The sequence below is a fragment of the Bradyrhizobium sp. AZCC 1721 genome, assembly GCF_036924715.1.
GTDB lineage: Bacteria > Pseudomonadota > Alphaproteobacteria > Rhizobiales > Xanthobacteraceae > Bradyrhizobium.
In genome coordinates this window covers 1,577,318-1,603,936 of the sequence record NZ_JAZHSB010000001.1, presented here as the reverse complement: position 1 = coordinate 1,603,936, position 26,619 = coordinate 1,577,318, and the positions used below count along the sequence as shown (strand labels likewise).

The window sequence follows — 26,619 nt, the reverse complement described above, 5'->3', positions numbered from 1 at the left end:
TCCTTATCTCATCTCATCTCATCTCATCTCATCTCGGACCCATGTCAGCAATGACAACCACTCCACGGATCCTGCCAACAGGAACAATGAGGGACAATGGGCAAGGTGGTTGACGCCGAACTGAAATCGCATCGCGGAGAATATGGCGATGGCCGACCGCCGTCACGCCGAGGTCTCTGAGGTCCTCGGCGGTCAGCTTGGGCAGGATTGCCTCATCGATCGCGTTTTCCCAGAATGCCTGCTCGTAGCGTTCCAGGCCGAGGCTGCGCAGCCAGGCAGAGATATCCATGCCATTCACACGCACTTGGGCGCACTCATCCACTGGCCATAGTCGCCGCCACGTCGGCCGCTACGTTAGCCGTGCGCCGTCGGTCGAGCCGCTCGCGGACCAAGCCGTCGCACCAGAATGAGATGGCCAGTTTACCCCACCCCGTGGGGCGAAACACGTTTTTTGGCTCGTGAAGCGCTGGAATCCGCGGAGCAAGCCCGTAAGGACTCCCAGCGAACGGCGCTCAGCCTCACGATCCCGCCGACGCTTCTCGCGCTCGCCGACGAGGTGATCGAGTGAGAAGGCTGCTTCCGTTTTTGGCAGATTTTGTTGCAAAAGTCGGCGGCTGCCGATGGACGGTCAGCCCCTTCGCTATGAGCGGCCGGCTTTGATCCGCCAGCCCTGACGCCCTGTACGCAACTCCAACGCTACGCGATGCACAGGGCCTGAGTGGGTGGCGGCCGCGCGACCAGGATTGCGAGTCGCCGCAGGTTCTGAGCAATAGCGGCCAGAACAAAATCATCCTGGGCACCTCGTGGACCACGCAGTCGAAGCCGGCCGAGCTTTAGGATGCGCTTCAGGTGTGCGAACCGCATCTCGATCTTCTTGCGCTCACGTCGCGACTGCTCAAAGCCCTCTGTGCCAGCGAGCGAACGGGCAACGTCTCGGGCATGTTCATGGATATCGCGCGGGATCTTGCGTGATGGTTCCTTGGGGCAGCACTGGGGTTTGAGTGGACATATATCGCAGTCGAGCTTGCTGGCGCGATACAGAAGCGTCTTGCCCTCGTGTACCGTGCCGCTCGTTCCCAGCTGCTTTCCGCCCGGACAATGGTAGACGTCGCTGGCCGGGTCATATCGAAAGTCGCCACGCGAGAAGGTGCCGTCATCCCGCTTCGATTTGTCGAATACAGGAATATGTGGCGCGATGCCTTTCTCCTCGACCAGCCAGTTCAGCATCGGAGCTGCCCCGTAAGCGGTATCCCCAACAAGCCGTTCCGGCTTGAGGCCGAAGCGCTCTTCTGTCCGTTCGATCATGGTCCTTGCGGCGCCAACCTCGGCCTGGCGAATGGCGCGGGACGCCTCAACGTCGACGATGACGCCGAACTTCACGTCGATGAGATAGTTGTCGGAGTAAGCGAAGAATGCCGGCCCCTTGTGCGCTCCGGTCCACTGCGCCGCAGGATCGGATGGCGAGACGAACACCTTTCGGACCTAACGAGCGGTGCTAACGATGTCGGTTTATCGGGGGTGAACCGGACATCGTTCAGAGCGGCGCTGAGGTTCCGGAATTGACCCTGGCTGTGTGAAAACGCTGCGCTTGATGTGATTCGCGCGATATGAATCCCGCACGATTTGCGGGGGGTCGGATGAAGCGCTTCATTGAGGGTGCGGATCGTGGGCAGAGCACGCTGTTTCCTGAATGCGTGGAAGACTGGATCGGCGAGGACAATCCAGTTCGCGTTATCGACGTCTTTGTCGACGAATTCGATCTGGCAGAGCTTGGATTTGGCGGGGTCGATCCCGAGGCAACCGGCCGGCCTTCGTATCATCCATCGGTACTGCTGAAGCTCTACATCTACGGCTACCTCAACCGGGTTCAGTCGAGCCGCCGGCTCGAGCGTGAGGCCGGACGCAACGTTGAGGTAATGTGGCTCACCGGCCGCCTAGTTCCCGATCACAAGACAATTGCGGATTTCCGCAAGGATAACGGCCGTGCCATCCGGCGGGTCTGCGCTCGGTTCGTTGCGCTCTGCCGCGCTATGGGCCTGTTCGCGGAGGAAGCCAGCGTTGCGATCGATGGCAGCAAGTTCAAGGCGGTGAACAACCGAGACAAGAACTTCACGCGCGCCAAGATGGAGCGGCGCCTGGCGCAGATCGAGGAGAGCGTCGCTCGCTATCTGCACCAACTGGACAGCGCGGATCGGCAGGAGCCGTCGCTGGCGCGCACAACCAAGGCGACCCGGTTGAGGGAGAAGATCGCGAGGCTGAAAGAGGAGATGCAGCGCCTTCATGCACTGGAGGCGCGAATGATCGCCACACCTGACCAGCAGATATCGTTGACCGATCCTGATTCCCGTTCGATGGCGACGAGCGGCCGAGGCTCTGGCGTCGTAGGTTACAACGTCCAGGTCGCGGTCGACACCAAGCATCATCTGATCGTCACGCACGAGGTGACCAACGTCGGCACCGACCGGTCGCAGCTCGCCAACGTGGCCAAGGAGACGAAAACGACGCTGGAAGCCACGAGCCTCGATGTCGTCGCCGATCGCGGCTACTTCAGCAGCGCACAAATCTTGGCATGCGAGGAAGCTGGCATCACGGTCACGCTGCCAAAGCCGATGACCTCGAACTCAAAGACGGAAGGGCGCTTCGGCAAGCAGGACTTCCGCTACGTCGTCGAGGAGGATGTTTACATTTGTCCGGCGGGAGAGCGGCTCGCCTACTCCTTCACGACCGAAGAAAACGGATTGATCCTGCGCCGCTACTCGACCAACGCCTGCCAGCGCTGCGCCATCAAGCAGAGCTGCACCACCGGCAAGGAGCGGAGAATCACCCGATGGGAGCATGAACACCTTCTCGAAGCCGTTCAGCGGCGACTCGACGAGCATCCGGAGAAGATGCGCCAGCGGCGCGAGACGGTCGAGCATCCCTTCGGCACCATCAAGGCTCGGATGGGAGCAACCCACTTCCTGATGAAGACGCTGCCACGGGTTGCCGCCGAGATGGCACTTCATGTGCTGGCTTACAATCTCACGCGCGTCATGAACATCATCGGTATCAGACCGCTCATGACGGCGATGAGGGCATAGACATGCGTTCGTCTGCCCGCGAAGAACCGCCGCCCAAGACCGCTCATATCCGTATCAGGAGCGCGGTCATATCGAAAAACCCGCCAAACTCGGCAAAATGACTGCGTCCCGCCACGTCGCCAAGCTCGCGCCGCGTCTATGCTTCAGCTAGGACGTTTTTACACGGCCAAGACCCTAAGCGGACTTCGCCTTAGTCCGCCTCGGACGCTGGCGCCGCTCGCATGTCGCGCCGTCTGAAATGGAGGCGACGCGACATGGACCATTTACGTGTGGGGCCGGCACAAGGTCTTGTCCGCTCACTGGGCAGTCAGACTCGGAAGTCCCTGGGTCTTAGTTACGGGTGGCGGATTCCATCGGCCCGTCAGCGCTTCGGATTTCGGGCCGTAAAGCCGCATCGTCAGATTGAATGCTCCCTTGGGTGCCGGGAGCCAATTGGCCTCCTTGTCTTTACCTGGGTTATCGTTCTGAAAATACAGCGACAGCGATCCGTCCGGATTGTATTTGAACGGCATCCAGCTCGACACCGCGAAGCGGTTCATGGTGTTGGGTACCTGGAAGCCATCGGCGTCGTAGAGCGTGATCGACCAAAAAGCATTGACCGGCGGCGCTGCACCTTTCTCGAAATTGATGATGTACTTGTTTGCGCCATCCAGCGGCCGCCCCGCTTCATCGCCGAGATTGAGCGGATAGATCGCGTCCTCCGGTAGATTTGCGCCGAGGCCTTGTTGAGTAACGATGGCGCGCTTCAGATAATAGCTTCCGTAAACGCCCATGGTATCGGTATTCATCGACCAATGATTGGCGACGCGGGCCAGCGTCGGCAATTTCCATTCCATCAGCCTCTGCGCGTGTGCCGGTGCATCCTCGACCGCCTTTTTCACCACCGGATCGGCCTTTGCAAAGTCGAAGCCTTTGCCGGGTTCGATGCCGATGCGTTTCATCTGCGCGAGAATTGGCTGATCGGTGAGGTGCGGCGGATGCAGCTTCGTAAGTTCAGCGGCATAGGCGAAATATTTTTCGCCCGTCATGGTGTCTGCTTGGGTTTTCGGCGGCGTCTTCATGTCGATCGACGGATCAATCTTCACTTCGACTGGCTTTGGCGCCTTGCCCCATTCGGACAGCGGCGTGACCTTGTAGCCCGCCTGGATCTTGTGAACGGCAGGATAATCCGGCGGGCCGTCGGTCTTGGTGCGGCCGATAACCCACACATAGGGCGTGGGTGCGTCAATGCGCTGCGTGTCCTTCGGAAGCTTGAATTCCTCGACAATCTTTTCGCGCAGGTCAGGCCGCCAGCCCGATGGAACGATGACGAAATTTCCTGCTTTGGTCCCCGTAGTCCGCCAGCCCGGCGACGCGAAGACATCCGTCCACATGTCGAGCATCGGCAGGAGATAAAACCGGCCATCCGTGTCGGGCGCGGAAACGACCAGCGGCTCCTTGGTGAGATCGAGCCACGCAACGGAATAAAGCGTATCGAAATTTACCCGAACTACTATCTTCAAGTCGCCAGGCGGAAACGCCGGGACGTTCACAAACGTATTCATCGGGCCTTTGGCAAACTCTTTTCCCGGTTCGATATTCGTGGATTGCTTGCGCGTGATATCCATTGAAATGAGCGGATAGAAGTAGATGTATGCGTCGGTGGCGATCGACTGCGCTTCCTCCGGGGTCAAAGTTTGAGCTTGGGCCGCACCAAATCCAGCGATTGTGACCATCACTGCCGCCGTCGCGCCGTGCACTGCTTTTTGTAGTGAAAATTTGCGCATAATCGTCTCCTTGTTATGGAGCCAACGCCGAAGGGCTTGAAAGTCGCGTAGCCTTGCCCTCCCGTCCAAGGTCGCGGGACCCGGGAAGCCACTATGCTCGAACTGAGGGCTTGCGACTATTCAAATTCGGACGGCAAGCCTTTCCGGATCACTGCAAAGTTACCGTGCCGGGCAGAGGTTGATTGAGTTGGTCGGGATGTCCGCTAGTGGCCCCTGAGACATGCCGACCGGCCCTGGGAATGTCCGCTAATCGGGGAGTATCGGAAGTGTCGGCCAACCGCCAAACCGACGCGATTGACCCGAAACGGACATCCACCGATCCGCACGCCTAGCAGCCGACAAAACTTTGATCGACCAGGCGTTGGCCCCAACTAATGGAGGCGGCGGAGCCCACCCTCCCTTGGCTAGGCTGCGATGCGGTGGTGGTTGTGTGAATTAAGGCGCCGCAGGTGTTGCCCGAAGAACGATTGCTCGCCGGACGAAAAACTGATCTTATTCTTTGAGGGAAATCTCCCTCCCAACAATTGAAAGAAGGAGAAAATGATGCGCTCGCTCCTAACCGCCGCGCTCGGCATTGCCGCCTTCTCCGCAACCATGGCTGTCGAGACACCTGAGGCAAATGCTGTTGTCTATTGTGCCGCCGGTGTGTACCGCGCCGGCTGCGTCGCCCGACCTGTTGGAGCGGCCGTTGTCGCACCGGTAGCCGGTGTGCGAGGTGTTGCACGGCGGACCACCAGGCGTGTCGTCCGGCGATCCGACATGATGCTCAAGCACGACATCTTCCTTATTGGCCACCTCGAAAATGGCCTCGGCTTTTATCGCTTCACCTACAACGGCGGCAACAAGTCCTATGTAGGCGTGATGGCGCAGGAAGTGCAGACGATTATGCCGGCCGCGGTGCTGCGCGGCAGCGACGGTTACCTGCGAGTCTCTTACGACATGCTCGGCGTGAAGTTCCAGACCTACGACCGGTGGACCGCGTCGGGCGCTCATGTCCCGGCCGGCACACCAGTTGAGCAGTAACGCTTGGACCAAAGCAAGTGACGCATGAATTGCCGTGATGGCACGGCATCTCGATGTGCGGCTCCGATCAAGCGCAATCGGGCATGAGCGTCAGCTTCACGATCGGAGCCTCGACAACTAAGCAGGTCGGACGGGCTCTCAATCTGAAAGCACCGGCTTCGATTAAAGGCGCGATCGGAGCCGGCGGTGCCGTTGCGCTCGAGCTGGAGGCGTTCAATTGCAAAATGCCAGAGAGGACCACAGCCTTTTTCCATTAGCGCAAATTTGCCCAAAGATAAGAAATGACCGTTTCCTTGGTCCCGCCTGTTTCTATCAATCTTTCGGTCTCTGTTACCGCTCGCGCACCTGTGCGCTCATAAAATGCGCGTGCCAAAGAATTTCTGCTTAATACGGTTGCGGTCATGGCTTTAAAACCATTGCTGGCAGCGTAGTCAGCGCACGCCTCCAAGAGAGCCTTGCCTGCGCCTTTCCCAATATAATCGGGATCTAGGTAAATCGCGTAAAGCTCCGCAACACCATTCTCATCAGTTGGTCCGACGTCCGCAAAACCAATCATCACGTCGTTGTCGAATGCCACGAACACACCGAACGGGCGGCCAATGGCCAGATGACCCTTATCCTTTTCAACCCAGCGGTAAGCACGGTCTTCAACAGAAAGGCCGTTGAGGTACTCGACTGTATAGATATCCCGGTAGGCTGCGCGAGTGGCTTCGATATGAATCCGGGCGACTTCACCGGCATCATCTTGAGAAGCTCGTCTTATTCTAAAACTCTTATCCATTCAAAATTGATAACATGATCCATGGGGCGTACACAAAGTCGTTCATGGCCCTTTGCGACCTGCCGACCGGTTCTGAAAATTGTCCGCTTGTCGGGGTAGATCGGAAGTGATCGGCACACGGCCAAACCGGCGCTAATGACCCGAAGCGGACAAGGCGAATTAGCGCTCTTCGACTATGGGCAAACGCCAATTTTTCGGAGCCGCTTTGCCCCGATGAAGGTTTGATACTCAGCAAGCTCGAGGAATCGGGCCAACGGCCAGATCACCGGTTCTGACTTCTTTTTGCTCAGATGAATAGCATTGTCCTCACCGGGAAGTGCGACATGCGCTCCCCAAGGATTTTGGGTCCGATTGAAAAGCAAAAGGTCGAGTGGCCTCAACTCGTCTGACACCACATAGGTCTCGCTGCTGTCCTCCCATAGGTTACTTGACCGAAATGGAAATATTTCAAATCCGAAGTGCTTGAGCAGAGCGTACGCGAAATTCTGGCAGTTCGGCTTTCGGAAATGCTTGGCAGCGTCGGCGTGTTCGGATCGTGGTTTTGATCGAACCTAATTTGCCAGAAGTGCTCGGGTATCATGTCCGCCGAGATGCTCTTCATCAATTAACCCCTTACACCCGGTCTACGAAGCTCAGGCTCCGACTCTCACTATACTGACCAAACAAGAGATGTTCGCCTTTTGGCCCGACCCTGTCGAAATGAGCGCCGCGACAAGTCGGCAGCTGTCTGATGTATACCGGTCGCGCCGCGAACGTCGCCGCAAAGACAGCACGTGACCTGTTGGCCAAGTCGAGACGGCCTTGCGCCGCGACGGAAAAATCAGCAACGTCGGCCTCTTCGAGGCGAGGGGCGGTGAGATGGCGGTTGAACTGCACGGATTTCAGTACAGCGTCTATTCTTGGATTGCGCGGTTGGCTCTTCACGAGAAAGGCGTCGAGTACAAGTGGGTCGAAGTCAACCCATTCAGCGAGGTTGTACCTGCGTACTATCTCGAAATGAACCCATTCAAACGCGTTCCGACCCTAGTTCACGGCGAACTCGTCATCTATGAAACGAACGCGATCACACGATATGCCGACGAGGCAATTGACGGTCCGCACCTCCAGCCAGCGCAGGCAAGAGAGAGAGCCCGGTGCAACCAAATCTTATCGATCGTTGACAATTACGCGTACTGGCCGTTGGTCCGGCAGGTATTCTCTCATGGCGCTTTCAGGCCACGCATGGGGCTGCCCTCGGAGGAGTTGGAAATCCGACACGGCTTGGATGCCGCTCCAAAGGTCCTTGGTTCGTTGGAGCAACTCGCAAGTGGCGGCCAGTTCCTGAGCGGAGACGGCTTGTCGCTTGCTGATATCCATCTGGCGCCGACGATCGGTTACTTCACCCAGGTTCCCGAGGGAAGTGCACTTTTCAACCAGCATGAGCGACTCAGCGCGTGGTGGTCGACAATGTCCAAGAGAGCAACTTACCTAGTTACGATGCCTCGTCTGCCCCACTCATTATCGTGAGCGTAGAATGGCGGGAATTGCCCGGGGCTTCAGATGTCCGCGGTTGGCACCTTTGAGACATGCCGACAGCTTCAGAAAACGACTGCTTATCGTGGTAGAGCGGAAGTGATTGACGCCCCGTCGGAACGACGCGATTGACCCTAAGGGTGCGTGCCTACGGCCATCTCCGAAAGTCCGCTTCTGCTCCGAAGCGGACAAAGTTGCCACTGGGACTAACGATGTCCGAACTGCGCCACAACCGCATACCACAAGGCCATCGCTTCGGGCGATTTGGGGTCCCCGATCGGCACCTTGCGAACCGCCGTCTGCACCATGATCAGCTTCGACTCGGGATCGACGAAGAGACCCTGTCCATGGATGCCCAGGAGAAGAAACATCCGCCGCTCACCCGGTAACAACCAGACCTGATAGCCGTAGCCCCAGGACTGGGCAATCGTGTTGCGTAGATAACTGTCCCGTGGCGCCACCGTTGCATCGAGAAGCCACTGCCTCGGAACAATCTGCTGACCGTTCCAGCCACCGTCATTTGCCAACATCAATCCCAGGCGTGCCCAGTCGCGTAGTGTGGCGATGAAGCAGCAGTAAGCCACTTCCTGCCCCGTGGAATCGATAGCCCAAGCGGCATCGGACTCGGCACCAAGCTTCTGCCAGATCCGCGTCGCCAGATAATCGGCAAGCGGCATGTGCACCGCGCGGCTGACAACGAGGCCAAGCACTTCCGTCTCCGAACTGGCGTAGGCGAAGCGTGTATTCGGTGGCGCGTCGCGCGTACTGAATTGGCGAAGGGCGGGGATCACACCCACCGCATCATTCCCCAGCAACGCCATGTGCAATCGGAAAATGTCCTCGTCTGGCTGATACGTTCTCTCTAGAAAAGCTACACCCGACGACATTCGAAGCAGAGCGCGCAACGGGGTAGCGCCGTACGCTGTGCCCTCCAATTCCGGGACATAGGTGGCCGCCGTATCGTCGATCGAGCGAATTGCTCCTTCAGAGATCGCGATGCCGACTAGCAGTCCCGTGATCGTCTTAGCCATGGAGTTCGAGAGCAAACGATCCCGATCGCTACGGGCATAGCGATAGTATTCGAACAGGATCGTATCACCGCGCGCGATCAGCAGGCCCGTCACCGGGTGCGTATCGAGATAATCGCCGATCGTCTTTTGCCGACCGTCGTAATGGTAGACTGGAACGATCTCCTCGGCAGCTCGCTTCAAAACCGACGGCATCGCCGGTTTTTGAACGGCGCGCATCGAGTGCAGCTTGTCGAAATGACTATGCGTACCAACCAAAAAGTCCTGCCGGGACCCCGGCGGGTATTCGAAGGGTGGTACCGGATATCCCTTCAGAGCCCCATATGCCTCCGCGTCAGGACCGCTGTCCGAGAACACGGGACCCGATTCCGCAAGGGCCACGCCTTCGAAAACAATCGAAAGGAACACGAACAGCAAAAGACGGATCATGGTGCCTCAGCTTGCAACTCGACGGGCTGATCAGGAGCATGTCGACACTTCGATCATACCACCAAATTAAGGGCTCACGTCCGGTCCAGGCCGTAGCCGACTTGGCTGCTGGAGCCGCTGACGGCCGGTCTCGGGGCTAAAACGGACGTGAAGCCAGGCAGGTGAGGACGCCCGGTTCTGACCCTTTTCTGAAATGCTGCGAGGGCGCGACGAGGCTCGCAATGATGAAGAAGCAGAGGTCTGGGCGGCCTCCAGCTTAGGGCCGCGGCTCATTGCGGGACATCAACCTCGTGGGTGTGATCTTCATGGGCATGTGGCTCGAGGCCCGGCATGGGCGCGCCCGTGAAATAACCTAGAGCGCCAGGATGCAGCGGGATGCGCGAGTCGGGTGGCTCGGAGGACGAACCGCTCGGCAGCAGCAATTCGGGAAGGGCGCTGCGGCTCTTGTCCAACGCTTCGGCGATCAACCAGGCATGGCGTGCTGCAAAGTCGTCGCGGCAGACGAACAAATACTCTCCGATGCCGACGACGGTGAACAGCTTGACTGGTCCGTGCTCGGCGAAGGGGAGCTTCCCTTGTCGAAGGGCTGCCGCATCGTTGCGCCGCATCAGCGCGACGTCCAACTGCTGCGAGCTGATCAGACTGGCGATGCGCTCCTTGTGCGGCGCCCTGCTCACCTGAGCCTTGCTGCTCGGCAAGCGATCCGCGAGGACCTCAGCTACCCGCTTGCCGAGCTCGAACGAAGGAGGATCGGCGCGCGAAGTCAGGATCAGCAGGTGGCGCCGGCGGTAGACGCCCCACTGGCCATAGGGTGCGTGGCCACAAAGGAACATGGCTGCGGCGCCGGCCCCCGCCGTTCGGAGGAATTCCCGGCGGCTCGGCCTCCCGCCAACCTCAGGACCTTCGGTCTTATGCCACACGCTACTACTTGCGGAATATGGTGGTCGGCAGGATGGCGGAGACTGCGTAGTTCGGCACGTCGACGACATTGCCGATACGCAGGTCGGCGGCCACGCTCGCCACGACATATGCCTGCTCCGGCGTGAGGCCCTTCTCGCCAACCATCCAGTCGATCAGCTCGATCAGGGCGTTGCGCGCCGCCAGCATCAGATCCTCCGAGAGGTTCTCGAGCGGGCCGATTCTCTGGCTGTCGAGGTAGGTATGGTAAGGCGGGATCTGGCCCTTGGCTTTCAGCGGGAAGCCGGTGGTGGCGTAGAACTCGGTCGGCGCCAACCGGATGAGCTGATCGCCGCCTTCGAAGTGCGGGACTTTGACCTTCGCGGCTTGCGCTTTGCGGATCTCGGTGACCAGCGTGACCGTCGCCCCCATCTCGATCGCCGTGCCGGAGACCTCGCCATCGCCTTGCGCGAAATGGACGTCGCCGACGAACAACCCGCACCCGTCCACGAAGCAGGGCAGCAGCAGCGTCGTGCCCACCACCATCTGCTTGATGTCCATGTTGCCACCGTTCTCGCGCGGCGGAATGGTGCGCAGGCACTCATTCTTGCTGCTTCCGTTCTGACCGCAGACATCGCTCGGCAGCGCACCGAGCGGCTGCGGAGTCAGCACGACGCCGCCCGCGCTCTGCAGCGCCGCCTCGCGCGTGAGGATCGTGGCCACCTCGGGCTGGCCCGGCAGCACCCCGACCGTGCCCATAAATCCGTTAAAGGGGATGACGACGCCCGGGATCTGGTCGGAGACCGCCTCCTTGCGGTTGAGTTTCCAATTGGCGATGAACGGCTTGGTGAAGCGATCGCGCAGGAAACCAAAGCCCGGGACGATCACGGTGTAACCGTAGTCGTCCGGCTGTACGTCGAGGAGTGTCACCGCCAGTACGTCGCCGCGCTGGGCACCCTCGATGAAGACCGGGCCGGTCAGCGGATGGACGAGATTGAGATCGGCCGCCGACACATCCTCGGGCTTGGAGCCGAGGTTGAAGTCGGAGTCGAAGGCGTCGCGCGTTTCAAAGACGATATGCTGACTGGGGTTGGCGCGACTCACCGGCTTGATGGCCGGGTGCATGCGGTTCATGCAGTTCTTGTCGTCGACGCAGTGCGCACCGGTCTTCGCGACGCGCACAACCTGCCACGCCTTAACGGACGTCGTATCCGCATGCGCTGCGGTTGCGCTGAGCAGCAATGTCGCGGCCGCAGTGATGATCCAGAATTGCCCGGATTGCATCATTCGCTCCTCCCTCAGCAGAATCGTGACCCTATTCTGGTCGGGACGACGATCGGCAACGCCTTGGGCGCCCGGCGGCACGATGAGGAGATCAAGATCTCGTCCTGACGACCGTCCGGCGAAACTACTCCCCTTTGGGGTAAGTGCCAACCACCATGGGTCGAAAGGGCGGAAAAACAACGGCCTCTTCACCGCCATGGCGTTCTTGTCGGTCCTTGTCCTCAAAGTGCAGCGTTTTCAGTGTCGGCGCTGACACGAAGGCATATCCTTCGCGGTCAGACAACCAAACGAACGGCGCGAGACCGATCAGCAACAGGGTGGCACTTTCCAGGAGACGGGGCAGATGGGCTAGGGTCCCGCCATGCCGGGTCCAGCTGCGCACGCGCCGTTCGCGTGCGAAGATCGTCAGCAACGCAACGACGCAGAGCGTCAGGGCGACGCCCAGCAGCATCGCGGCGGCGAAGGCAACGCCGGCCGCTGGGACACCGTTTGCCAGGGCGTAGACCATCGCGAACAACGTGAGGCGGGCACGGTACGAGACCCGCCACAAGTCCCACGGACAAGCATCGTGACGGTGCGGCTCACCGCGGATTGCGCGAAAGAGCAGCCATGCGCCGATGGCCGCCAGAAGACCGCGGCTCAGCAGTTAGGGCGGCGCCTGGCGCCTCTGGTCGAGTGTGAACGCATGAAGCCACCGGCGCCAACTCATAGCGACGTCCTCTAGCCCCAAGCAGAACAACGTTTAAACCGTTATCATGTCGGCTGTCAGTGGCAGACCGGACGCCGGTCCATGCTCGCCTCCACCGCCGCTTGTGACCCATGAAGGACATGTACGTTCGACAAGCGGTGAACCCGTCGCTATATTCGACGCATGGCGTGGCAATACATTCGTATCGCTCGGTTCGGCGGCCCCGAGGTCCTAGAACTGGCGGAACAGCCGACAATTCCCCAGCCCGGCCATGGCGAGGTCCGCATCAAGGTGCTCGCTGCCGGCACCGGCTTCACCGATACCTTTATCCGGCGCGGCCGTTACCCAGACTTCAAGGGGCCACTGCCGTTCACCCCGGGTTACGACCTTGTCGGCGTCGTCGAAGAGGCCGGACCCGGCGTGCCTGCCCAGCTCACCGGACAGTTGGTTGCTGATCTCTGTGTCGTCGGTGGGTACGCACAGTATGCGATCCGCCCCGCGCGCTTTCTCGTGCCGGTCCCCGATGGCGTCGATCCCGCCGAAGCCGTGTGCATCCCGCTGGCCTATCTCACCGCCTACCAAATGCTCACCCGATACGGTCGCCTACCGCGCGGAGCAACTATCCTCGTAATTGGTGCCTCTGGCACGGTCGGCACGGCGCTACTCGATCTGGCGCGCCATCTCGGCCTGAAGGCGATTGGCACTTGCTCGGCGACCAACATGGCTGTGGTAGAGCGCTTCGGCGCAACGGCGATCGACTATCGCGCCGGCGACTTCGTCGCGGCTGTGCGCGGGCTCACCGCAGGGCGTGCGGGCGGGGTCGGCGTCGATGCAGCCTTCGATGCGATTGGCGGCGCGCATTTCGCGCGGTCCTTCGCTTGCCTCGTACCCGGCGGCCTACTCGTCGGCTACGGTGCCCAGACAATGGCAGTTGGCGGCGCAGGCTTGGCGTCAGCGGCACTCGGTTTGGCGCGGCTCAAACTGTGGAACGCATTGAGCGGTCTGTTTGGCGGCCGTCACGCCGTGTTCTACAACATCACCACACGCCGATCGGCGTACCCGGAAGATTTTAAGGCCGACATGGCCACATTGTTCGACTTGCTGCGCGACCGCGCCATCCATCCCGTCGTCATCGACCGTCTTCCTCTCGCGGCCGCGCGCGAGGTCCACACCCGCATCGATCTCGGCGGCCTCGGCGGTAAGATCGTGCTTCTACCCTGGCCCCAAGGCGTGATTTCAGGATAATCGCCTTTGAGACTTTCTCGTCTGCAAGTGCCAAGGTCTGGAATTGGCACCTTTGAGACATGCCGGCGGACACTGAGAATGTCTGTTCATCGGGGTAGACCGGAAGTCATCGGCGCACAGCCAGAACGACGCGATTGACCCGCGACGGACCTCAGCGCGGTTGCCCCGAATGCAGCGCGACGCGACCAGCTCCCGCCGAAGCCGACCGCGTCGGGTGTTACGGATCAGGTCTCGCCGCCGGCGAAGATATCCTTCCTGATGACTGCGTGGACGCCCCAATTTCCATCCACCACCTGGGTGATGCCGAAGTCGACGCCAATCGTAATCAAAGAGATCGCCTCATCCTCGGTCAGCTTCTTGGTCGTCATCAGAAATTTGCGCATCTTGCGGAACGCATCGCGCAAAGCAAGGTCAACCGACGATTTTGAGTAAATGTCCGACTGCGCCTTGTCCCCTAATTCGGAGAGGTAATTGGCGAAGCTGAAGCCGTGCACCAGCCATTCGTCCCTGGTTTCCAGCATCGGATAATCGAGAGCTTCGAGTGCCGTACCAGCGAGATCGGCTTTCTTGTGCAGAATGATCTGGAAGGTGCCGTTCAGCGAGCATTCGATTGCCGTACCGCACAGTTCGGAATCTCCCTGCGAAGCGTGCGAGTCGCCAACCGATAACAGGCCGCCTTCGACCGCAACCGGATAATACATCGTGGCGCCCTTGCCGATCCGCCAGTTATCGATGTTGCCGCCTGTATAGCTCGGCGGAATCGAGTCGACGATATCGGCTTCCTTGGGCGCTAAGCCGATTACGCCGAAATGCGGGCGTATCGGAATGCGCACATTCTTCAGGATGCCGTGGTTCTCCTTGACCGTGGAGTGATCGACTGGAACGCCGGGATAGTCGATGGTTTTGTGCACGACGCCGGACGGGTCGGTTTGCGGGGTCCACCTGAAATTATACACGGCTTTCGCCCAGTTGCGTTCACCAGTGGCATCGACCTCATAGATCGTGACTACTTCGCGCGGTTTAGGCTCGGTGAGCAGGTCCTTATAGTGAAAGCCCCACCATGCGGCCGCGTTGCTGCCGAAAGCCTTTCCGGGATATTGCGGGTTGGCGCAGGGCCGCGGTGTGACGTCGATAATGCGCAACTCGATCACGTCGCCCTCCTGGGCGCCGCGCACGTAGACCGGGCCGGTGCAGATGTGCACGCCAAGGCCCTCGCCGGCACCACGCCCGAACAGCGAGGCATCCATCGGTCCGGCGCCGCGTCGGTTTACGCCCTTCTTCTCCTTGGTCCACAGGAACACGCTTTCGGCGCCGGGATCGCCCTTCACCATGCGCTCGGCGTCGTCGTTGGCATGGTGGGTTAATGCCTCAATGGTGATGAAGTCGCCGGAATCGATCTCGACCTGCGGTTTCAACTTCTTGCTGAAATAGCCCCAATGCACTGTGTCGGCATTCGCCGGCAAATGGTGATAGGACCGCTTCGCTGGTTGGTTCCTCTCGGCGGCAGCCGCCATCTGCGGCGTCACCAGAGAAATGCCGCCCGCAGTCATCGCCGCCGCGCCCCCGGCCGCGGCGAAGCTGGACTTCAAGAACGACCGGCGTTCCCGATCGAGCGTTTCCTTGAACTTGCGGTGGTGCAATTCGAATTCCGGGCAGTTCTTGTCGTCACCCGCGCACATCGGATCTCTCCTGGTTTGAACGTGCATTTTACGCGCACCTTCATCCCATCGCAGTTCATCGGAACAGTCAAACTTGTGCGTCATGTCACTTCGACTGTTGGGCGGCGAAGGCCGCGTCGCCGCATAACGAAGCCAAGCATATTAGACGCTCGCCTATTGCTTAAGCATTGTGTGCTCAAACTTTGAGAAACACGGACATTGCTTGAGCGCTAAGGGTGTCCACCACTGCCATGCAACAAATTCTCAGCAATGGTGACTCTGAAGACCGCGAAAATGACAGGTATTGAAGTTCTGACATCAATACTATTGCGCGCTGATAACGTGGTCGAATGATGGGCGATGTCTGTCATTGGCCCTTCTGAGACGTTCGGGTCCGGCCGAATGTCCGGTTTGCGCCAATAGCGGCGGCGCGCGCGCCACCATGCTGGATTGACCGAGCGCTTGGTGGCTCAGTCGATACGCGGAATCAGTCGAAAAGCGGCGCCAGCGGACTCGTTCGAGGCTTGGAGGTTCCTCGACGAGTCCGCAACCGCCGCCGCTGCATTGCCCCCACACACGCGAAGCCTACCCTTCATTCCGGTTGCGTCTGTACGATACTGACCACAAAGGAACGGAATCCGCGTCGATGTGGCATTGCGGTTACGCCTCCTCTCCGGTCCCTTTGAAGAACGGATGCCGCAACGCCCTCCGCCCACTGAGCCCGAAGTTCAATTTCGGCAAGCAACTGCGGCTCAACCGCAAATGCCGCGATGAGCTATTTGCGATGGAGCAAATCAAAGACAACCAGCACGATCTTGGTAGGTCGCCCTTTCAGCTCGTTTTGCAGATTTGAAAAATCTGTCGTCCTATCTTTAGCGGGCACACGGCTTCGCCATCGATGTTTGCAGAACCCGCCGCTACATGCCACGCATCGAAAGCACCGCGTGTACGACTTCTTCCCTTTTGGCGGCTCTGAAAGCCCGAACGGGCCGATCAATTCTCGACCGCGAAATGCAATGCTTGGGTCACTACTGTGTCTGGAAGCGCGGTCGGTGTCGGATACTTGATTTCACCCATTTTGCAGATGCGTCGTTTTTACCACCCACCGGTCGAAGCCCCTAAACCAATCGAACGCCCCCCGGGTATCGGCTAATTTACGTCACGACCTAGCTCAGGCCGTTCTTCCGCGTTATTACGTATCGTCTTTGTTGTGACCATATCGTCGTAATTGTTCGCAAGACGCAAAAGCCGTTGCTTAATCAACGGGTCCGCCTCATCCGCAATATCCCGCAGGACGCGCGCTCTATCCCTATAAAATCGGTCATCCATGCTGGAATGTCCCCTCGAAACGCGAGGTTACATGCCCGTTTTTTCCGGCCGAAACAGTAATCTAATTCACACATTTGAATTTCACGTGGCGAAGTCGCATTCACATTCTCGCAATGTAGTCTTGTTCATTATCGCCAACGTAGACGGTCATGATAGAAGCCCGGCTCCGCCCCCCGTACGATTCGGAGAAAGAATGGCAAAAGCTAAGAAAGTAGTTCGCCGCGCGTGGACAAAGGACGATGTTCGAACAATGAAGACCATGGCAAAGGCAAAGTCAGGCGTCGCCAAGATCGCAAAAGCGTTGAAGCGGACTCCCAGTGCGACGACTGTCATGGCAGCAAAGCTTGGGATATCCCTATCGATGCGCGACTAAGAACTTGCCCGCTTTCAAAAACTATTTTCTGACCCAACATCCTGCCCCGATAGCGCTTCACGTTGGCGCAGGATGTATTACGGTGTTGGGACCTCGGGTGGATGATCCCCCTCGTCTGGGCTCAATCCCTTCTGCCGGTAAGCAGACCAAGCCCAAAAGATAGCGCACACGAGTACAATCGCGCTTCCTGCGACCACTAAGATGGCACCCGAGATAGCCATTGCGGTCTCCCTTTGGTTTCTATCGTAGCTTCATCGTCTGAGCGCGCAACAGCGAGCCAACGTCCGTCATGGCAACTAGCTGACTTCACGGTTTTGGCGAATGTCCGCTTTGCGCCAATACCGGTCGTTCAGTATACGATAAGCGCAAGAAAAATAGACCGAAGAACGTCTAACTTCCTAGCCAATGTTTGATGGCTTGGCGCAGTCGATACGCGCAATTAGTCGAAGAGCGGCGCGAGCGGACTCGTTCGAGGCTTGGAGGCTCCTCGACGAGTCCGCAACCGCCGCTGCATTGCCCTACACACGCGAAGCCTACCCTTCATTCCAGTTGCGTCTGTACGATACTGACCACATAAGAACGGAATCCGCGTCGGTGCGGCATTGCCGTTACGCCTCGATAGTCTTGATCGCGCACGCCTTCTGCTGCCGCCGCGGCCGTTCGCGCCGAGTCGTTCAATTCGGAACTCAAGGGAACTTCCACGATGCGCGCCGATTAATATTCAGGAACAAATGGAGTGATCAGTGCTCGCGCGAGATCGCCCAGCGCCGGGTACGGAACGTTCGACAGATGTCGATGCGTTCAAGCTCGCGTCTCTTACCCAAAGGGAGCAGTTCTATTCAAATGTCCTGAGGGATCTCCTCGAATCGGATCTTCCGTTCATGATCGGAGGCGGGTACGCCGTAAATCTTTATACCCACGCACGGCGCCCGACAAAGGACTTGGACATTTTTACAACTGCCGCGGAATTCCCCCGCCTGCTCTCTCACCTGCAGCGGAACAATCGGGTATCGGCGGATGAGAGTTGGCTGGGAAAAGTTCACCGCGGCCGCGATTTCGTTGACGTCATCTTTGGTTCCAGCAATGGCGCCGTGCCGGTTCAGGAAGAGTGGTTTCAGTATGCAGCACAGGCTCAAGTGCTCGGGCATTGCGTGCCTGTGATCAACCCCACCGAGCTGATCTGGTCCAAGGCGTTCATCCAGAAGCGGAACCGTCATGATGGCGTCGATATCGTCCATCTCATTCTTAAGCAGCGAGAGGCAATCGATTGGCAGCGCCTGATCATGTACATGAACCCACATTGGGAGATACTGCTTTGTCATCTGCTCACGTATCGTTGGATCTATCCGAGCGAGCGAGATGCCATTCCGGATTGGCTGCTTGACGATCTTCTTGAACGATTGAGTCGGCAGCGGGAAGATCCGCCACCGGCGACGAAACTCTGCCGCGGTCGGTTGCTTTCCGGCTCCGATTACCGAAGTGCGACCGAGAAATGGGGCTTCCTGAACGTCGAAGACGAGTGCGGCAATGAACGATGATGCAAGTTCATTCACATTTGCAAGCATCGGAGATCTTCATGTGAAGGATGGGCAGTCGGGCTCGCTTCGTGAATTGTTTCAAGCAATCTCGAAGAGTGCCGGTGCCCTGGTCCTTTGCGGCGACCTCACCGATACCGGAACTCCGGCACAGGCGGAAATCCTCGCTAAAGAGCTGCGTGCCTGCTCTATCCCAGTAATCGGCGTCCTTGGGAATCACGATTACGAGTCGGGACATGCCGACGAGGTGAAACGAATCCTTTGTGACGCGGGCGTACACCTGCTCGATGGCCAGGCAGCCGAAGTTAATGGCGTGGCATTTATTGGTGTGAAAGGCTTTGCCGGCGGATTTGGTCCACGAATGCTGAGCTCTTTCGGCGAGCCGGCGATCAAGACGTTTGTTGCCGAAGCGATGAATGAAGCGATGCGGCTGGAGAACATCATGCGCACGGTGAACAGCCGGCGCGCCGTCGTGGTCCTTCACTATGCTCCGATTGTCGACACGGTAGAGGGTGAACCTCTCGAAATTTATCCCTTCCTCGGGTGCTCGCGCCTTGCAGAGACCATTGACCGCTTCAAAGTATGCGCCGTCGTGCATGGTCATGCGCATCGCGGGAAGTATGAGGGCCGCACGCCCGCCGGAGCGCGAGTGTACAACGTCGCCATGGGCGTGCAGAAGCCTTCAGGGTTGCCCTATGCGCTCATTTCCGTCTGACGGTAGGAGTTCACCTGAAAGCCCCTTGCATCGAGCGAGTCGTCTCTGGGCAGTCAGTCATCCAAGTCCACGCGTACTTTCGGATTCGCGCCAGGCCGAACAGGCCTTCGGTCGCAATCCGGAGAGTACTTTGCATCCCGCGAGGGTATTATGTACGACGTACCATCCAGCATTAAGGCACATTAGACGGTCCTTCGTGAATCTCACCTGAGGAGAAGCGCGATGAGCGACGCATTGCACCCATTGTTGAAAGTAGCACTGGAAGCGCATGGTGGGCACGACCGCTGGGTCAAGTTCAAGGGTATAGCATCGACCATCCTGACCGGCGGCAAGCTCTGGGAGCTGAAAGGCGCGCCTTTGATCCCGGTGCCGCGGCGCACGCGCGACGAGCGAATTCCACCGCCAGCGGACATAGGTTACCCCCTTTTGGCAAACCGGATTGGACGATGACCTGGACGCCCCTGCATGTGGAGATCACCGTCGGAGATGGCTCGATTATCGGCGCTCGCGACGATGGACGCGAGGCATTCGATCGCAACTTCGACGGGAAATGGGATCCGCTGAACCTCGCCTACTTCAACGGCTATGCCATGTGGACCTACCATGCGACGCCGTTAGTGTTCGGCGAGCCGGGCTATGAAGCGCACGACGTTGCTCCGATCGAGAATGAGGGTGAGACGCTTCGTGGCGTAGCCGTGCGATTCCCGGAAGGCGTCCACAGCCACACAAGGGAACAGCGCTTCTACTTCGGCTCGGATGGGTTACTCCGCCGCCACGACTATACGGTTGATGTATGGGCGGACACGCCCGCCGCGCACTTCATATTCGACGATGTCGACGTCAACGGACTGAAATATCCCAGCCGTCGCAGCGTGTTCAGGATCCATCCGGACGGCACGCTCGACCGAGATTTCAACGCCGTCACGATCGAGCTGTCGAATTACGCGCTGTTCTGAGCGTCCGCGCTTTGCGGTCAAACTTCCGTGTTGCTCGGACTGACCTATCGCACTCGGACGTAGTAACCCCGGAATGCGCGCCGAAGTGACGCCGTCTCTCGTGGGGGTCGCTTTGCGTTGAGGAGCGCCCGAAATAAAAGGTGGAGCGTATGTAAATGATATCGAGCCGAAGACAGCGCTTGTGGTCGTCATGACATGGTCGTGTTATTGGGCTGAGAGAATGGCCGTCAGGGGCCGGACCTCTCGCGATTTCCGCTTTTCCGCCGCTCGTGGGAGCTAAGCAGACACCACTTAGAAATTGCAGAAGGGTCGCGATTGTGAGCATGCGCCATCCGCTAATTCAGTTTGCCCTTTTGGGCATCGGGCGATGGATGCGTGGCCTTTGCCGAATTGCGCGCCTCCATCCGGTCAGCCAGCATCCGAAGCTCATCCGCAAGAACGGTCCCTTTCGGAACCGGATAATCATGGGAAATGCGATCATTCATATAAACGCGGAAAACCATTTCTTCCGCAGTCTCAACGATCTGCACTCGTTCAATGCTGGGAAGGGCCATGCTGTCTGCGGCCGGACTTCCAATCGCCTCCTCTAACGAGGTCCTCAACGCACCGATAAGGTCTGCCGTCTCTACTGTGCTTAGAGCGATTTCGTGTTCACCGCGCTCATCGGTGAACCCAATAATCACCCTTCCATCCCGTGAATCCGTAAAGGTTAGTTTCATAACCTTGGCTCTCGTTAGGGCCACTTAGCAGCAGCGCGATCCGCCTAAGCTCTCATCAGTCTTCAAGCGCTCGAAACCAATGGGATGACGGTGCGGCACTTTCCGGCGGAAGATGGAACTGGCGGTTCGGCGGCCAACTCAACAGACACGCGACCAAGCCCATGCTCATTCAACAGCTTGGTCAATTCGGAATGCACCGCCCGCCAAACCCGGTTTGGGTCAGCGTCGGCTGCGGGATGTAGGCGAACGCGCAGTTGTGTTGGCGCAGTCTGTACTATCTGAAACAACTCCACACCGGGTACATGATCGATCTCAAGCGCGAGCGGTGGCACTGCGACTTTCTCTCCGCGTTCGGCTGGGAAGGTGAGGATGTCGGCAGTGCGGCCCCGCACGCGGATCGCCGGAAGCGGGTTGCCGCAGGGACAAGGATCAGGTCGTCGCAGGATGCGGTCGCCTAGATCGTAGCGGAGGATCGGCTGCACGCGATTGGCGAGGTTGCTCACGAGGACCGTATGCGACTCCTCGCCTTGCGGAACCGGCCGATAGCTCGCATCGACGGGTTCGAGAATCACCCAATCGCTGTTGATATGATACCAACCGTGTTCACAGCCGATGGCCATGAACAGGCATTCCGTCGCGACGTAAACGGTCCGGACCTTGGCGTGGAATGCCCTTGCGATCCGGTCGTATCCGTCCTGCGAAAGCCCTTCCGAAGTCGGAAGAACCAGCACCGGCTGAATATGCAGGCGACCGGCATCCTGCTCGGCGGCCAATAGTGCCATGACGCTGGCGTATCCGATGAGCAGAGCCGGGCGGTACCGATTGAGTTCGGCGACCAGATTGCGCAACGGCGCCTGCGCCGGAAGCGCCCGTAATCGTCGGGCCGACCGTTTTGTGCGGATTGCAGCAAAGCTGGTTGCGCCGATGTAATGGCCGCCCATCGCCAGGACCGACGCCGCGCGGCCGCCGCGGACGAGGAGACGAAACATGTCGCTGGCGCTAAGCCAGCCCATCATCATGCGCAGCGAAAAAGCGAGAGTGACCGTCCAATTGTGTGTGTCCAACAGAAATATTCCAGGTGTCCCGGTGCTGCCCGAAGTGGTTGCCACGGAATACTTGCCAAGGAGACGTTGCCCGATCAGCTCAGGGTTATCGACGAACGCTCGCACTGCCGCGAAACTAACCTCGCGGTCGGTAACCCAGTCGTCAAAATGACGCATTAGCTCTTGCTTATTAGCCACCGGGAGCACGGACGAACTCTCAATCCGCTCCGGTAGACCCTGATAGAGTTCGCGATAATAGGGCGAGTTGGCGCGAGCGAAGGCGACGGCCTCGCCAAGCCGAGCGCGTTGTCGCTGGGCGATGGCGTTGAGACCTTGCCTTCTTGCGCAGTGCGCATCGAGCAATACCGATGAGATGCTTTCGCTCATGACAGTGAACCCACAGCGGGCGAGCGCGTGGCGATGACATTCACGTCGCACCACCGCGCAAGAGGCTCGCGAAGGCTTACAGGATCATCAGACGAAAACGGCCCTATAACTAACCAACCGCGCGCCCAACTCGCGGCGCAAGCGCTTGCGCCGCGTGGGGCGCGGAGGTTGATGCTCGCTTTCTCTGGCCGCTAGGACGCTGGCACTGTCGGCGCTGGCCCCGTCGGGCACTGGCACTGTCGACTCAGGTCCGATGGCGCTCGTGGCGCGAGAGACCGTCTCGATCAACCCGCCCTTGATGGTAGACCCGCGCAGGCAGCGGACCCAACTCACGACTAGGTGAAAGCCGAGATCCGGTTAGGGCTAATCCGCCCGACCGGACCACGGGCGTCGCGCCCTATCGCATCCGGATGGACGAGACGCCAGCGGCTGCTCGAATGACGCCAACGTGCATTCTTTGATGCGCGTGCGGAGCGGGTCGGGCCGAATGTCCGGTTTGCGCCAACAGCGGTCGTTCCGACAAGGACGCGATTGGTAGAGTCGAGATGTGGCGCGGTGGCGTTAGGTAGAACATATCTGTTGCCGCCCCTTTCGTCTGGCGGTGCCTTAGTGGTTCCACCATGGCTCCGTTTCCACATCCCGCTCATCGAACCGGACAGGCAGATTTCCCGCATCCGGCTCTCGGACAAGACTTCACGCTTTCGCGTGCAACGCCATCTGCAGCTTCTGAACCATTTATTGGAGTTGATAGGTTTCCCAATCTCCAGGTCCTTCACCACGTATTGCGTCTGTCTGAGGTCCCTTCCCTCCACCGGCGTTACCCGGCTTCCGCGGTACTACGAACCTCTCCGCCACCCCAGGGCGCCCAGCCTGTCCCTCACGGGCTTCCGGTTGGTCATCGCTGACCACGCCTTGGGGCTTCCCGTGTTTCGTGCGCTTTCCTTGTGTACATGCCGCCGCCACTACCCCGGCGCAGCGTCTGAACGATCGCTTCGCTCATTTCATCCAGACGTATCAGTCTTCCGATGGGGTTGTCGGGTCGACCTGCGCATTGTCCTTTTCAAGGCTTGCTCGGCGTTCACTCGCGTTGCGGCCTGCACACTCGCGCTGTCACCAATTCGTGACACGCTAATCGAAGGCTTCAGCCACTTCGTTACCTCCATGACTGCTCCGATTGCTTCCGGCTGGAGCGATTGCCGGGTGGGGCTTGCACCCACTGGAAAGCGCCGCCTTTGCACGGCGCACACCCAACTCGGACATCAGCCCTCAGGCACCCCGGCCAAGCGCATGTCGTCAAGGACGCGTTTGGCTCCGGCACGGAACGTTGGATCGGTACTTACCGCACTGCTCCGATTGCTTCCGGCTGGAGCGATTGCCGGGTGGGGCTTGCACCCACTGGAAAGCGCCGCCTTTGCACGGCGCACACCCAACTCGGACATCAGCCCTCAGGCACCCCGGCCAAGCGCATGTCGTCAAGGACGCGTTTGGCTCCGGCACGGAACGTTGGATCGGTACTTACCGCGAGGCCTCCCGGCACCAGGTGCCGTAAGCGGCGAAGGGTGAACGTCGGATCCAGTGCAAGGCCCGCGCGCACGGAGGCTTGCGCCTCGTCCGGGGAGCCGACCCGCGCCAGTGCGGCGGCCAGCGAGAAATGCCCGATGGGATAATTCCAGTTAGCTTCAACGCACCGTCGCAGCCATACGACTGCTTCGGCGTCGGCACCAAGAACCTGTTTGGCGATGCCGATATTGAGCATCCACCGGTATGCTCGGCTATCCCGGGGAGAAAGCCGAAAGGCCTCCTGGAAGTGAGCCTCGGTTTCTGCACCGCGGCCACTGCAGAGCTTGGCCCAACCGATAACACCGTGCGCGTCGGCCAAATTAGAATCCAGCGTCAGGGCCTGCTCGCACTGCCCAATCGCTAGAGCCGCCCGGTTGGTGTGCGATTGCACGGCCCCCAAAAACATGTGCGCGCGGGCGTGCCGTGGAGACCTCGACAAGACCCTGATCAAGGCCGTCTCGGCCGCCGCAAGCCGCGCGTCACGGTCGACGTCCAGGACGTCGATTACACTTGCCACATCGAGGTTCGCAGTGCCGACCAACGCTTCGATATTGCCGGGGTCCAGCTCCAGCGCGCGTTCGAAATAGGATCGCGCTTGCGCCATGTGTTCGGGAGTCATTCCCTTACTCAACCAACTTCTTCCTTGGAAAATCAGATCGACCGCGTCCGGATGCGGTGACAGCTCCGCGCGCCTCGCCTCGGCCTCGATGAGCTGAGCATGCAATGCAATGGCAAGCCTGGCAACGATTTCGTCCTGCATCTCGAAAAGGTTAGTCACGGGCTTGTCGAACCGGTCGGCCCAAAGATGGGAGCGAGTTTCGGCGTCGATCAGCTGGACATTGACCCGCAACCGGTCTCCGCCGCGCTGAACTGATCCCTCGAGCACATAGCGGACGCTAAGCTCCCTGCCGAGCTGCTGCACGTCGACCGCCTTCCCTTTGTAAGTGAACGCAGTATTACAGGCGATGACGAATGTGCCACTGATCCGCGACAAGTCAGTGGTTAGGCTCTCCGTGATGCCGTCTGCGAAATATTCCTGTTCCGGGCCGCCGCCGAGATTAGCGAACGGAAGCACCACGATGGACAGGCGCGGCGTCGAGCTTCTTCCCATAACCATTCCACGCGCTGATGTGTTTTCATGTAAGTCCACAGCAGGTTTCGGTGGGTTCTCCGCCTTGGCCGCGAATGAGGCGACCGTGGGGCCGGGGACTTCCTGCACTGTACCAATGAAACGGAAGCCTTTGCGCGGCAGCGTTTTTATCAAGCGCTGTTTCTCGCCAGAATCGCCGATCGCATTACGGGCAGCGTTCAGGCGGGTCGTCAACGCAGCATCGGAGACGATGCGTCCGTTCCAAACGGCACTGATGAGGTCGTCTTTGCTGACGACGCGCTCCCGGTTTCGAACCAGGTAATCGAGCAGGTCAAAAACCTGCGGTGTGATCGACACTGCATCTGCCCCCCGATGCAGTTCACGCCGTTCGGTGTCAAACGTGTAATCGAAGAGATAGCGCAAGCTGCCATTCCTTCTCAGGGTCACCTCTGCAGCACCCCTGGAACACGAAGAATAAGCCGCCGGTAAGGAAAATGTAAGCCGCTTGTTAAGCACGCCAGCGCATGTCGCGGCACGCTCGCCTGGTGAACAGTCGAGCCTGGACATATTGCAATGATTACGATTCGCGGGGCCACCGAGCTTGGACAGACAACCGCAAAGCGGCAGGTCTACAGCCCCTTAGAGATATATTGGGATGCATTTCAAGAGTGGCGCAAACGAGAGAGGCTGCGAGCCCGGTTGTGCCGCCTGAGCGAAAGGGAGCTAACGGATATCGGTATCACGCGCGGTGAGATCGACTACGTTGCCTCGAACCGAGGTGTCATAACACCACATCTTTCTACAGGATGGCAAAATGGCGGGGCTCTCATGCTTATGATGCTCTGCAACGCGTGCATCCTCGTATCCGGGAGCGAAGCAGAAGCGCAATGCACGGCGAGAGATGTTTTGCAGAACCAACTGAGGCTCACCAAGATTCCCTCGCCGACCATGCCGCGAGGGCTAGTCAGATCCGCCGTCGATGTTCCGGCGTGGAAGAAGATTACAGTAGGGACGTTTTCAGGTTCGTTCGCACTTCTTAACGCGTTGAGTGCAATAGGTTGTGGCGTCGGAGACTCGGCTGGGGAAATTCTTGCTCGACCGGCCTTTACCCTCAGCGCCACGAAAACAGACGTGGAGCTTTTTACGGTATCGGCGGCCGAACTCGGTTTTAAGACCGAGACTGCGTCCCTGGGGCAAATTTATGCCCGCGCTCAAGAGCTAGGTTTTGGACTTGCGACACCAGAGATCGCTCCGCAACTGAGGCTTCAATACTTAGATCAGCCAATCGGTGAATTTCTCATCATCGGAATGGAGCCGATCAAAACATGGAAGGGCGAGCCCGTCATTTTGACTGTAGCTAATGGCGGAGCGGGACTAATCCTCATCGGCCAAGATGGCCGCGCCGACGCGCAAATTTCTGTGGCATCACGTTTCCTCTTCGTGCAGTCCAAGAGAGCGGCACCTGCGGAGGCAGCACTCGTCCATCGCTGATATCACGTACACAGATTCAGTTAGACGCCC

At 59.1% G+C, this 26,619-nt stretch carries 21 protein-coding genes and 1 pseudogene; 10 read left to right on the top strand and 12 right to left on the bottom strand.

Features of this window, described 5'->3' with window-relative positions; translation table 11 throughout:
* Nucleotides 1–28 precede the first annotated feature (28 nt).
* Nucleotides 29–289, bottom strand: a complete 261-nt coding sequence (locus V1273_RS07805; RefSeq protein ID WP_334367216.1) for an SAM domain-containing protein — start codon at nt 287–289, stop codon at nt 29–31.
* A gap of 407 nt (nt 290–696) precedes the next feature.
* A pseudogene (locus V1273_RS07800) lies at nt 697–1,482 on the bottom strand (transposase); the annotation flags it as partial.
* A 155-nt stretch (nt 1,483–1,637) separates the two neighbouring features.
* Between V1273_RS07800 and V1273_RS07795 the strand changes: the two are divergent.
* Nucleotides 1,638–3,080, top strand: coding sequence for an IS1182 family transposase (locus V1273_RS07795; protein WP_334367215.1), 1,443 nt, complete (start codon nt 1,638–1,640; stop codon nt 3,078–3,080).
* A 296-nt stretch (nt 3,081–3,376) separates the two neighbouring features.
* On the opposite strand, the gene V1273_RS07790 is transcribed toward V1273_RS07795, so the two are convergent.
* Nucleotides 3,377–4,795, bottom strand: coding sequence for a DUF1254 domain-containing protein (locus V1273_RS07790; protein ID WP_334369190.1), 1,419 nt, complete (start codon nt 4,793–4,795; stop codon nt 3,377–3,379).
* A 594-nt stretch (nt 4,796–5,389) separates the two neighbouring features.
* Here V1273_RS07790 and V1273_RS33995 point away from each other — a divergent pair.
* Complete coding sequence (locus tag V1273_RS33995) at nt 5,390–5,869, top strand: tail fiber domain-containing protein (protein ID WP_442894071.1); 480 nt, start codon at nt 5,390–5,392, stop codon at nt 5,867–5,869.
* A gap of 253 nt (nt 5,870–6,122) precedes the next feature.
* Here V1273_RS33995 and V1273_RS07780 read toward each other — a convergent pair whose 3' ends face one another.
* Nucleotides 6,123–6,650: a GNAT family N-acetyltransferase gene (locus V1273_RS07780; protein ID WP_334409197.1), complete on the bottom strand. Its 528-nt coding sequence runs from the start codon at nt 6,648–6,650 to the stop codon at nt 6,123–6,125.
* Nucleotides 6,651–7,451: 801 nt separating this feature from the next.
* On the opposite strand from V1273_RS07780, the gene V1273_RS07775 reads away from it, so the two are divergent.
* Nucleotides 7,452–8,156, top strand: a complete 705-nt coding sequence (locus V1273_RS07775; protein ID WP_334367212.1) for a glutathione S-transferase family protein — start codon at nt 7,452–7,454, stop codon at nt 8,154–8,156.
* Nucleotides 8,157–8,368: 212 nt separating this feature from the next.
* On the opposite strand, the gene V1273_RS07770 is transcribed toward V1273_RS07775, so the two are convergent.
* From V1273_RS07770 to V1273_RS07755, 4 genes are all read right to left on the bottom strand, one after another.
* Nucleotides 8,369–9,619: a serine hydrolase domain-containing protein gene (locus V1273_RS07770; protein WP_334367211.1), complete on the bottom strand. Its 1,251-nt coding sequence runs from the start codon at nt 9,617–9,619 to the stop codon at nt 8,369–8,371.
* A gap of 269 nt (nt 9,620–9,888) precedes the next feature.
* Nucleotides 9,889–10,608 (bottom strand): twin-arginine translocation signal domain-containing protein, encoded by a 720-nt coding sequence (locus V1273_RS07765; RefSeq protein ID WP_334367210.1) that lies wholly within the window; start codon nt 10,606–10,608, stop codon nt 9,889–9,891.
* On the bottom strand, nt 10,544–11,698 hold the full coding sequence (locus V1273_RS07760; protein WP_334367209.1) for an acetamidase/formamidase family protein: 1,155 nt from the start codon (nt 11,696–11,698) through the stop codon (nt 10,544–10,546). The genes V1273_RS07765 and V1273_RS07760 overlap by 65 nt, the downstream gene beginning before the upstream one ends.
* Before the next feature lie 226 nt (nt 11,699–11,924).
* On the bottom strand, nt 11,925–12,308 hold the full coding sequence (locus tag V1273_RS07755; RefSeq protein WP_334367208.1) for a hypothetical protein: 384 nt from the start codon (nt 12,306–12,308) through the stop codon (nt 11,925–11,927).
* Between the two features lie 363 nt (nt 12,309–12,671).
* Here V1273_RS07755 and V1273_RS07750 point away from each other — a divergent pair, with 363 nt between their 5' ends.
* Nucleotides 12,672–13,733, top strand: coding sequence for a medium chain dehydrogenase/reductase family protein (locus V1273_RS07750; RefSeq protein ID WP_334367207.1), 1,062 nt, complete (start codon nt 12,672–12,674; stop codon nt 13,731–13,733).
* Nucleotides 13,734–13,957: 224 nt separating this feature from the next.
* Here V1273_RS07750 and V1273_RS07745 read toward each other — a convergent pair whose 3' ends face one another.
* Complete coding sequence (locus V1273_RS07745; RefSeq protein WP_334367206.1) at nt 13,958–15,412, bottom strand: acetamidase/formamidase family protein; 1,455 nt, start codon at nt 15,410–15,412, stop codon at nt 13,958–13,960.
* Nucleotides 15,413–16,913: 1,501 nt separating this feature from the next.
* On the opposite strand from V1273_RS07745, the gene V1273_RS07735 reads away from it, so the two are divergent.
* From V1273_RS07735 to V1273_RS07715, 5 genes are all read left to right on the top strand, one after another.
* The gene (locus V1273_RS07735; RefSeq protein WP_334367205.1) at nt 16,914–17,093 is read left to right on the top strand and encodes a hypothetical protein; all 180 of its coding nucleotides are present in this window, start codon (nt 16,914–16,916) and stop codon (nt 17,091–17,093) included.
* A gap of 743 nt (nt 17,094–17,836) precedes the next feature.
* Nucleotides 17,837–18,631: a hypothetical protein gene (locus V1273_RS07730; protein WP_334367012.1), complete on the top strand. Its 795-nt coding sequence runs from the start codon at nt 17,837–17,839 to the stop codon at nt 18,629–18,631.
* A complete protein-coding gene (locus tag V1273_RS07725) occupies nt 18,621–19,343 on the top strand; it encodes a metallophosphoesterase family protein (RefSeq protein ID WP_334367011.1) in 723 nt (240 codons plus the stop codon). Before V1273_RS07730 ends, V1273_RS07725 begins: the two co-directional genes overlap by 11 nt.
* 222 nt (nt 19,344–19,565) lie before the next feature.
* Entirely contained in the window at nt 19,566–19,793 is a 228-nt protein-coding gene (locus V1273_RS07720; protein ID WP_334409196.1) for a hypothetical protein, read from the top strand.
* Nucleotides 19,790–20,299, top strand: coding sequence for a hypothetical protein (locus tag V1273_RS07715; protein WP_334409195.1), 510 nt, complete (start codon nt 19,790–19,792; stop codon nt 20,297–20,299). The genes V1273_RS07720 and V1273_RS07715 overlap by 4 nt, the downstream gene beginning before the upstream one ends.
* A gap of 335 nt (nt 20,300–20,634) precedes the next feature.
* Here the strand turns inward: V1273_RS07715 and V1273_RS07710 are convergent, their stop codons facing one another.
* From V1273_RS07710 to V1273_RS07700, 3 genes are all read right to left on the bottom strand, one after another.
* Nucleotides 20,635–21,018, bottom strand: coding sequence for a hypothetical protein (locus tag V1273_RS07710; RefSeq protein WP_334409193.1), 384 nt, complete (start codon nt 21,016–21,018; stop codon nt 20,635–20,637).
* Between the two features lie 62 nt (nt 21,019–21,080).
* Nucleotides 21,081–22,448, bottom strand: coding sequence for a phenylacetate--CoA ligase family protein (locus tag V1273_RS07705; RefSeq protein ID WP_334409192.1), 1,368 nt, complete (start codon nt 22,446–22,448; stop codon nt 21,081–21,083).
* A gap of 1,438 nt (nt 22,449–23,886) precedes the next feature.
* Nucleotides 23,887–25,521, bottom strand: coding sequence for a winged helix-turn-helix domain-containing tetratricopeptide repeat protein (locus tag V1273_RS07700; protein WP_334409191.1), 1,635 nt, complete (start codon nt 25,519–25,521; stop codon nt 23,887–23,889).
* Between the two features lie 150 nt (nt 25,522–25,671).
* On the opposite strand from V1273_RS07700, the gene V1273_RS07695 reads away from it, so the two are divergent.
* The gene (locus tag V1273_RS07695) at nt 25,672–26,589 is read left to right on the top strand and encodes a DUF1127 domain-containing protein (protein WP_334367005.1); all 918 of its coding nucleotides are present in this window, start codon (nt 25,672–25,674) and stop codon (nt 26,587–26,589) included.
* The last annotated feature ends 30 nt before the right edge of the window (nt 26,590–26,619 follow it).

Bases quoted from the DNA above. Each gene is read 5' to 3' on its own strand.
- V1273_RS07765 (WP_334367210.1), bottom strand. From the start codon at position 10,608: ATGTCGTCGACGTGCCGAACTACGCAGTCTCCGCCATCCTGCCGACCA.
- V1273_RS07770 (WP_334367211.1), bottom strand. From the start codon at position 9,619: ATGATCCGTCTTTTGCTGTTCGTGTTCCTTTCGATTGTTTTCGAAGGC.
- V1273_RS07755 (WP_334367208.1), bottom strand. From the start codon at position 12,308: ATGGTCTACGCCCTGGCAAACGGTGTCCCAGCGGCCGGCGTTGCCTTC.
- V1273_RS07805 (WP_334367216.1), bottom strand. From the start codon at position 289: ATGGATATCTCTGCCTGGCTGCGCAGCCTCGGCCTGGAACGCTACGAG.
- V1273_RS07715 (WP_334409195.1), top strand. From the start codon at position 19,790: ATGACCTGGACGCCCCTGCATGTGGAGATCACCGTCGGAGATGGCTCG.
- V1273_RS07790 (WP_334369190.1), bottom strand. From the start codon at position 4,795: ATGGTCACAATCGCTGGATTTGGTGCGGCCCAAGCTCAAACTTTGACC.
- V1273_RS07735 (WP_334367205.1), top strand. From the start codon at position 16,914: ATGGCAAAAGCTAAGAAAGTAGTTCGCCGCGCGTGGACAAAGGACGAT.
- V1273_RS07780 (WP_334409197.1), bottom strand. From the start codon at position 6,650: ATGGATAAGAGTTTTAGAATAAGACGAGCTTCTCAAGATGATGCCGGT.
- V1273_RS07710 (WP_334409193.1), bottom strand. From the start codon at position 21,018: ATGAAACTAACCTTTACGGATTCACGGGATGGAAGGGTGATTATTGGG.
- V1273_RS07725 (WP_334367011.1), top strand. From the start codon at position 18,621: ATGAACGATGATGCAAGTTCATTCACATTTGCAAGCATCGGAGATCTT.
- V1273_RS07720 (WP_334409196.1), top strand. From the start codon at position 19,566: ATGAGCGACGCATTGCACCCATTGTTGAAAGTAGCACTGGAAGCGCAT.
- V1273_RS07695 (WP_334367005.1), top strand. From the start codon at position 25,672: ATGATTACGATTCGCGGGGCCACCGAGCTTGGACAGACAACCGCAAAG.
- V1273_RS07795 (WP_334367215.1), top strand. From the start codon at position 1,638: ATGAAGCGCTTCATTGAGGGTGCGGATCGTGGGCAGAGCACGCTGTTT.
- V1273_RS07750 (WP_334367207.1), top strand. From the start codon at position 12,672: ATGGCGTGGCAATACATTCGTATCGCTCGGTTCGGCGGCCCCGAGGTC.
- V1273_RS07745 (WP_334367206.1), bottom strand. From the start codon at position 15,412: ATGTGCGCGGGTGACGACAAGAACTGCCCGGAATTCGAATTGCACCAC.
- V1273_RS07705 (WP_334409192.1), bottom strand. From the start codon at position 22,448: ATGAGCGAAAGCATCTCATCGGTATTGCTCGATGCGCACTGCGCAAGA.
- V1273_RS33995 (WP_442894071.1), top strand. From the start codon at position 5,390: ATGCGCTCGCTCCTAACCGCCGCGCTCGGCATTGCCGCCTTCTCCGCA.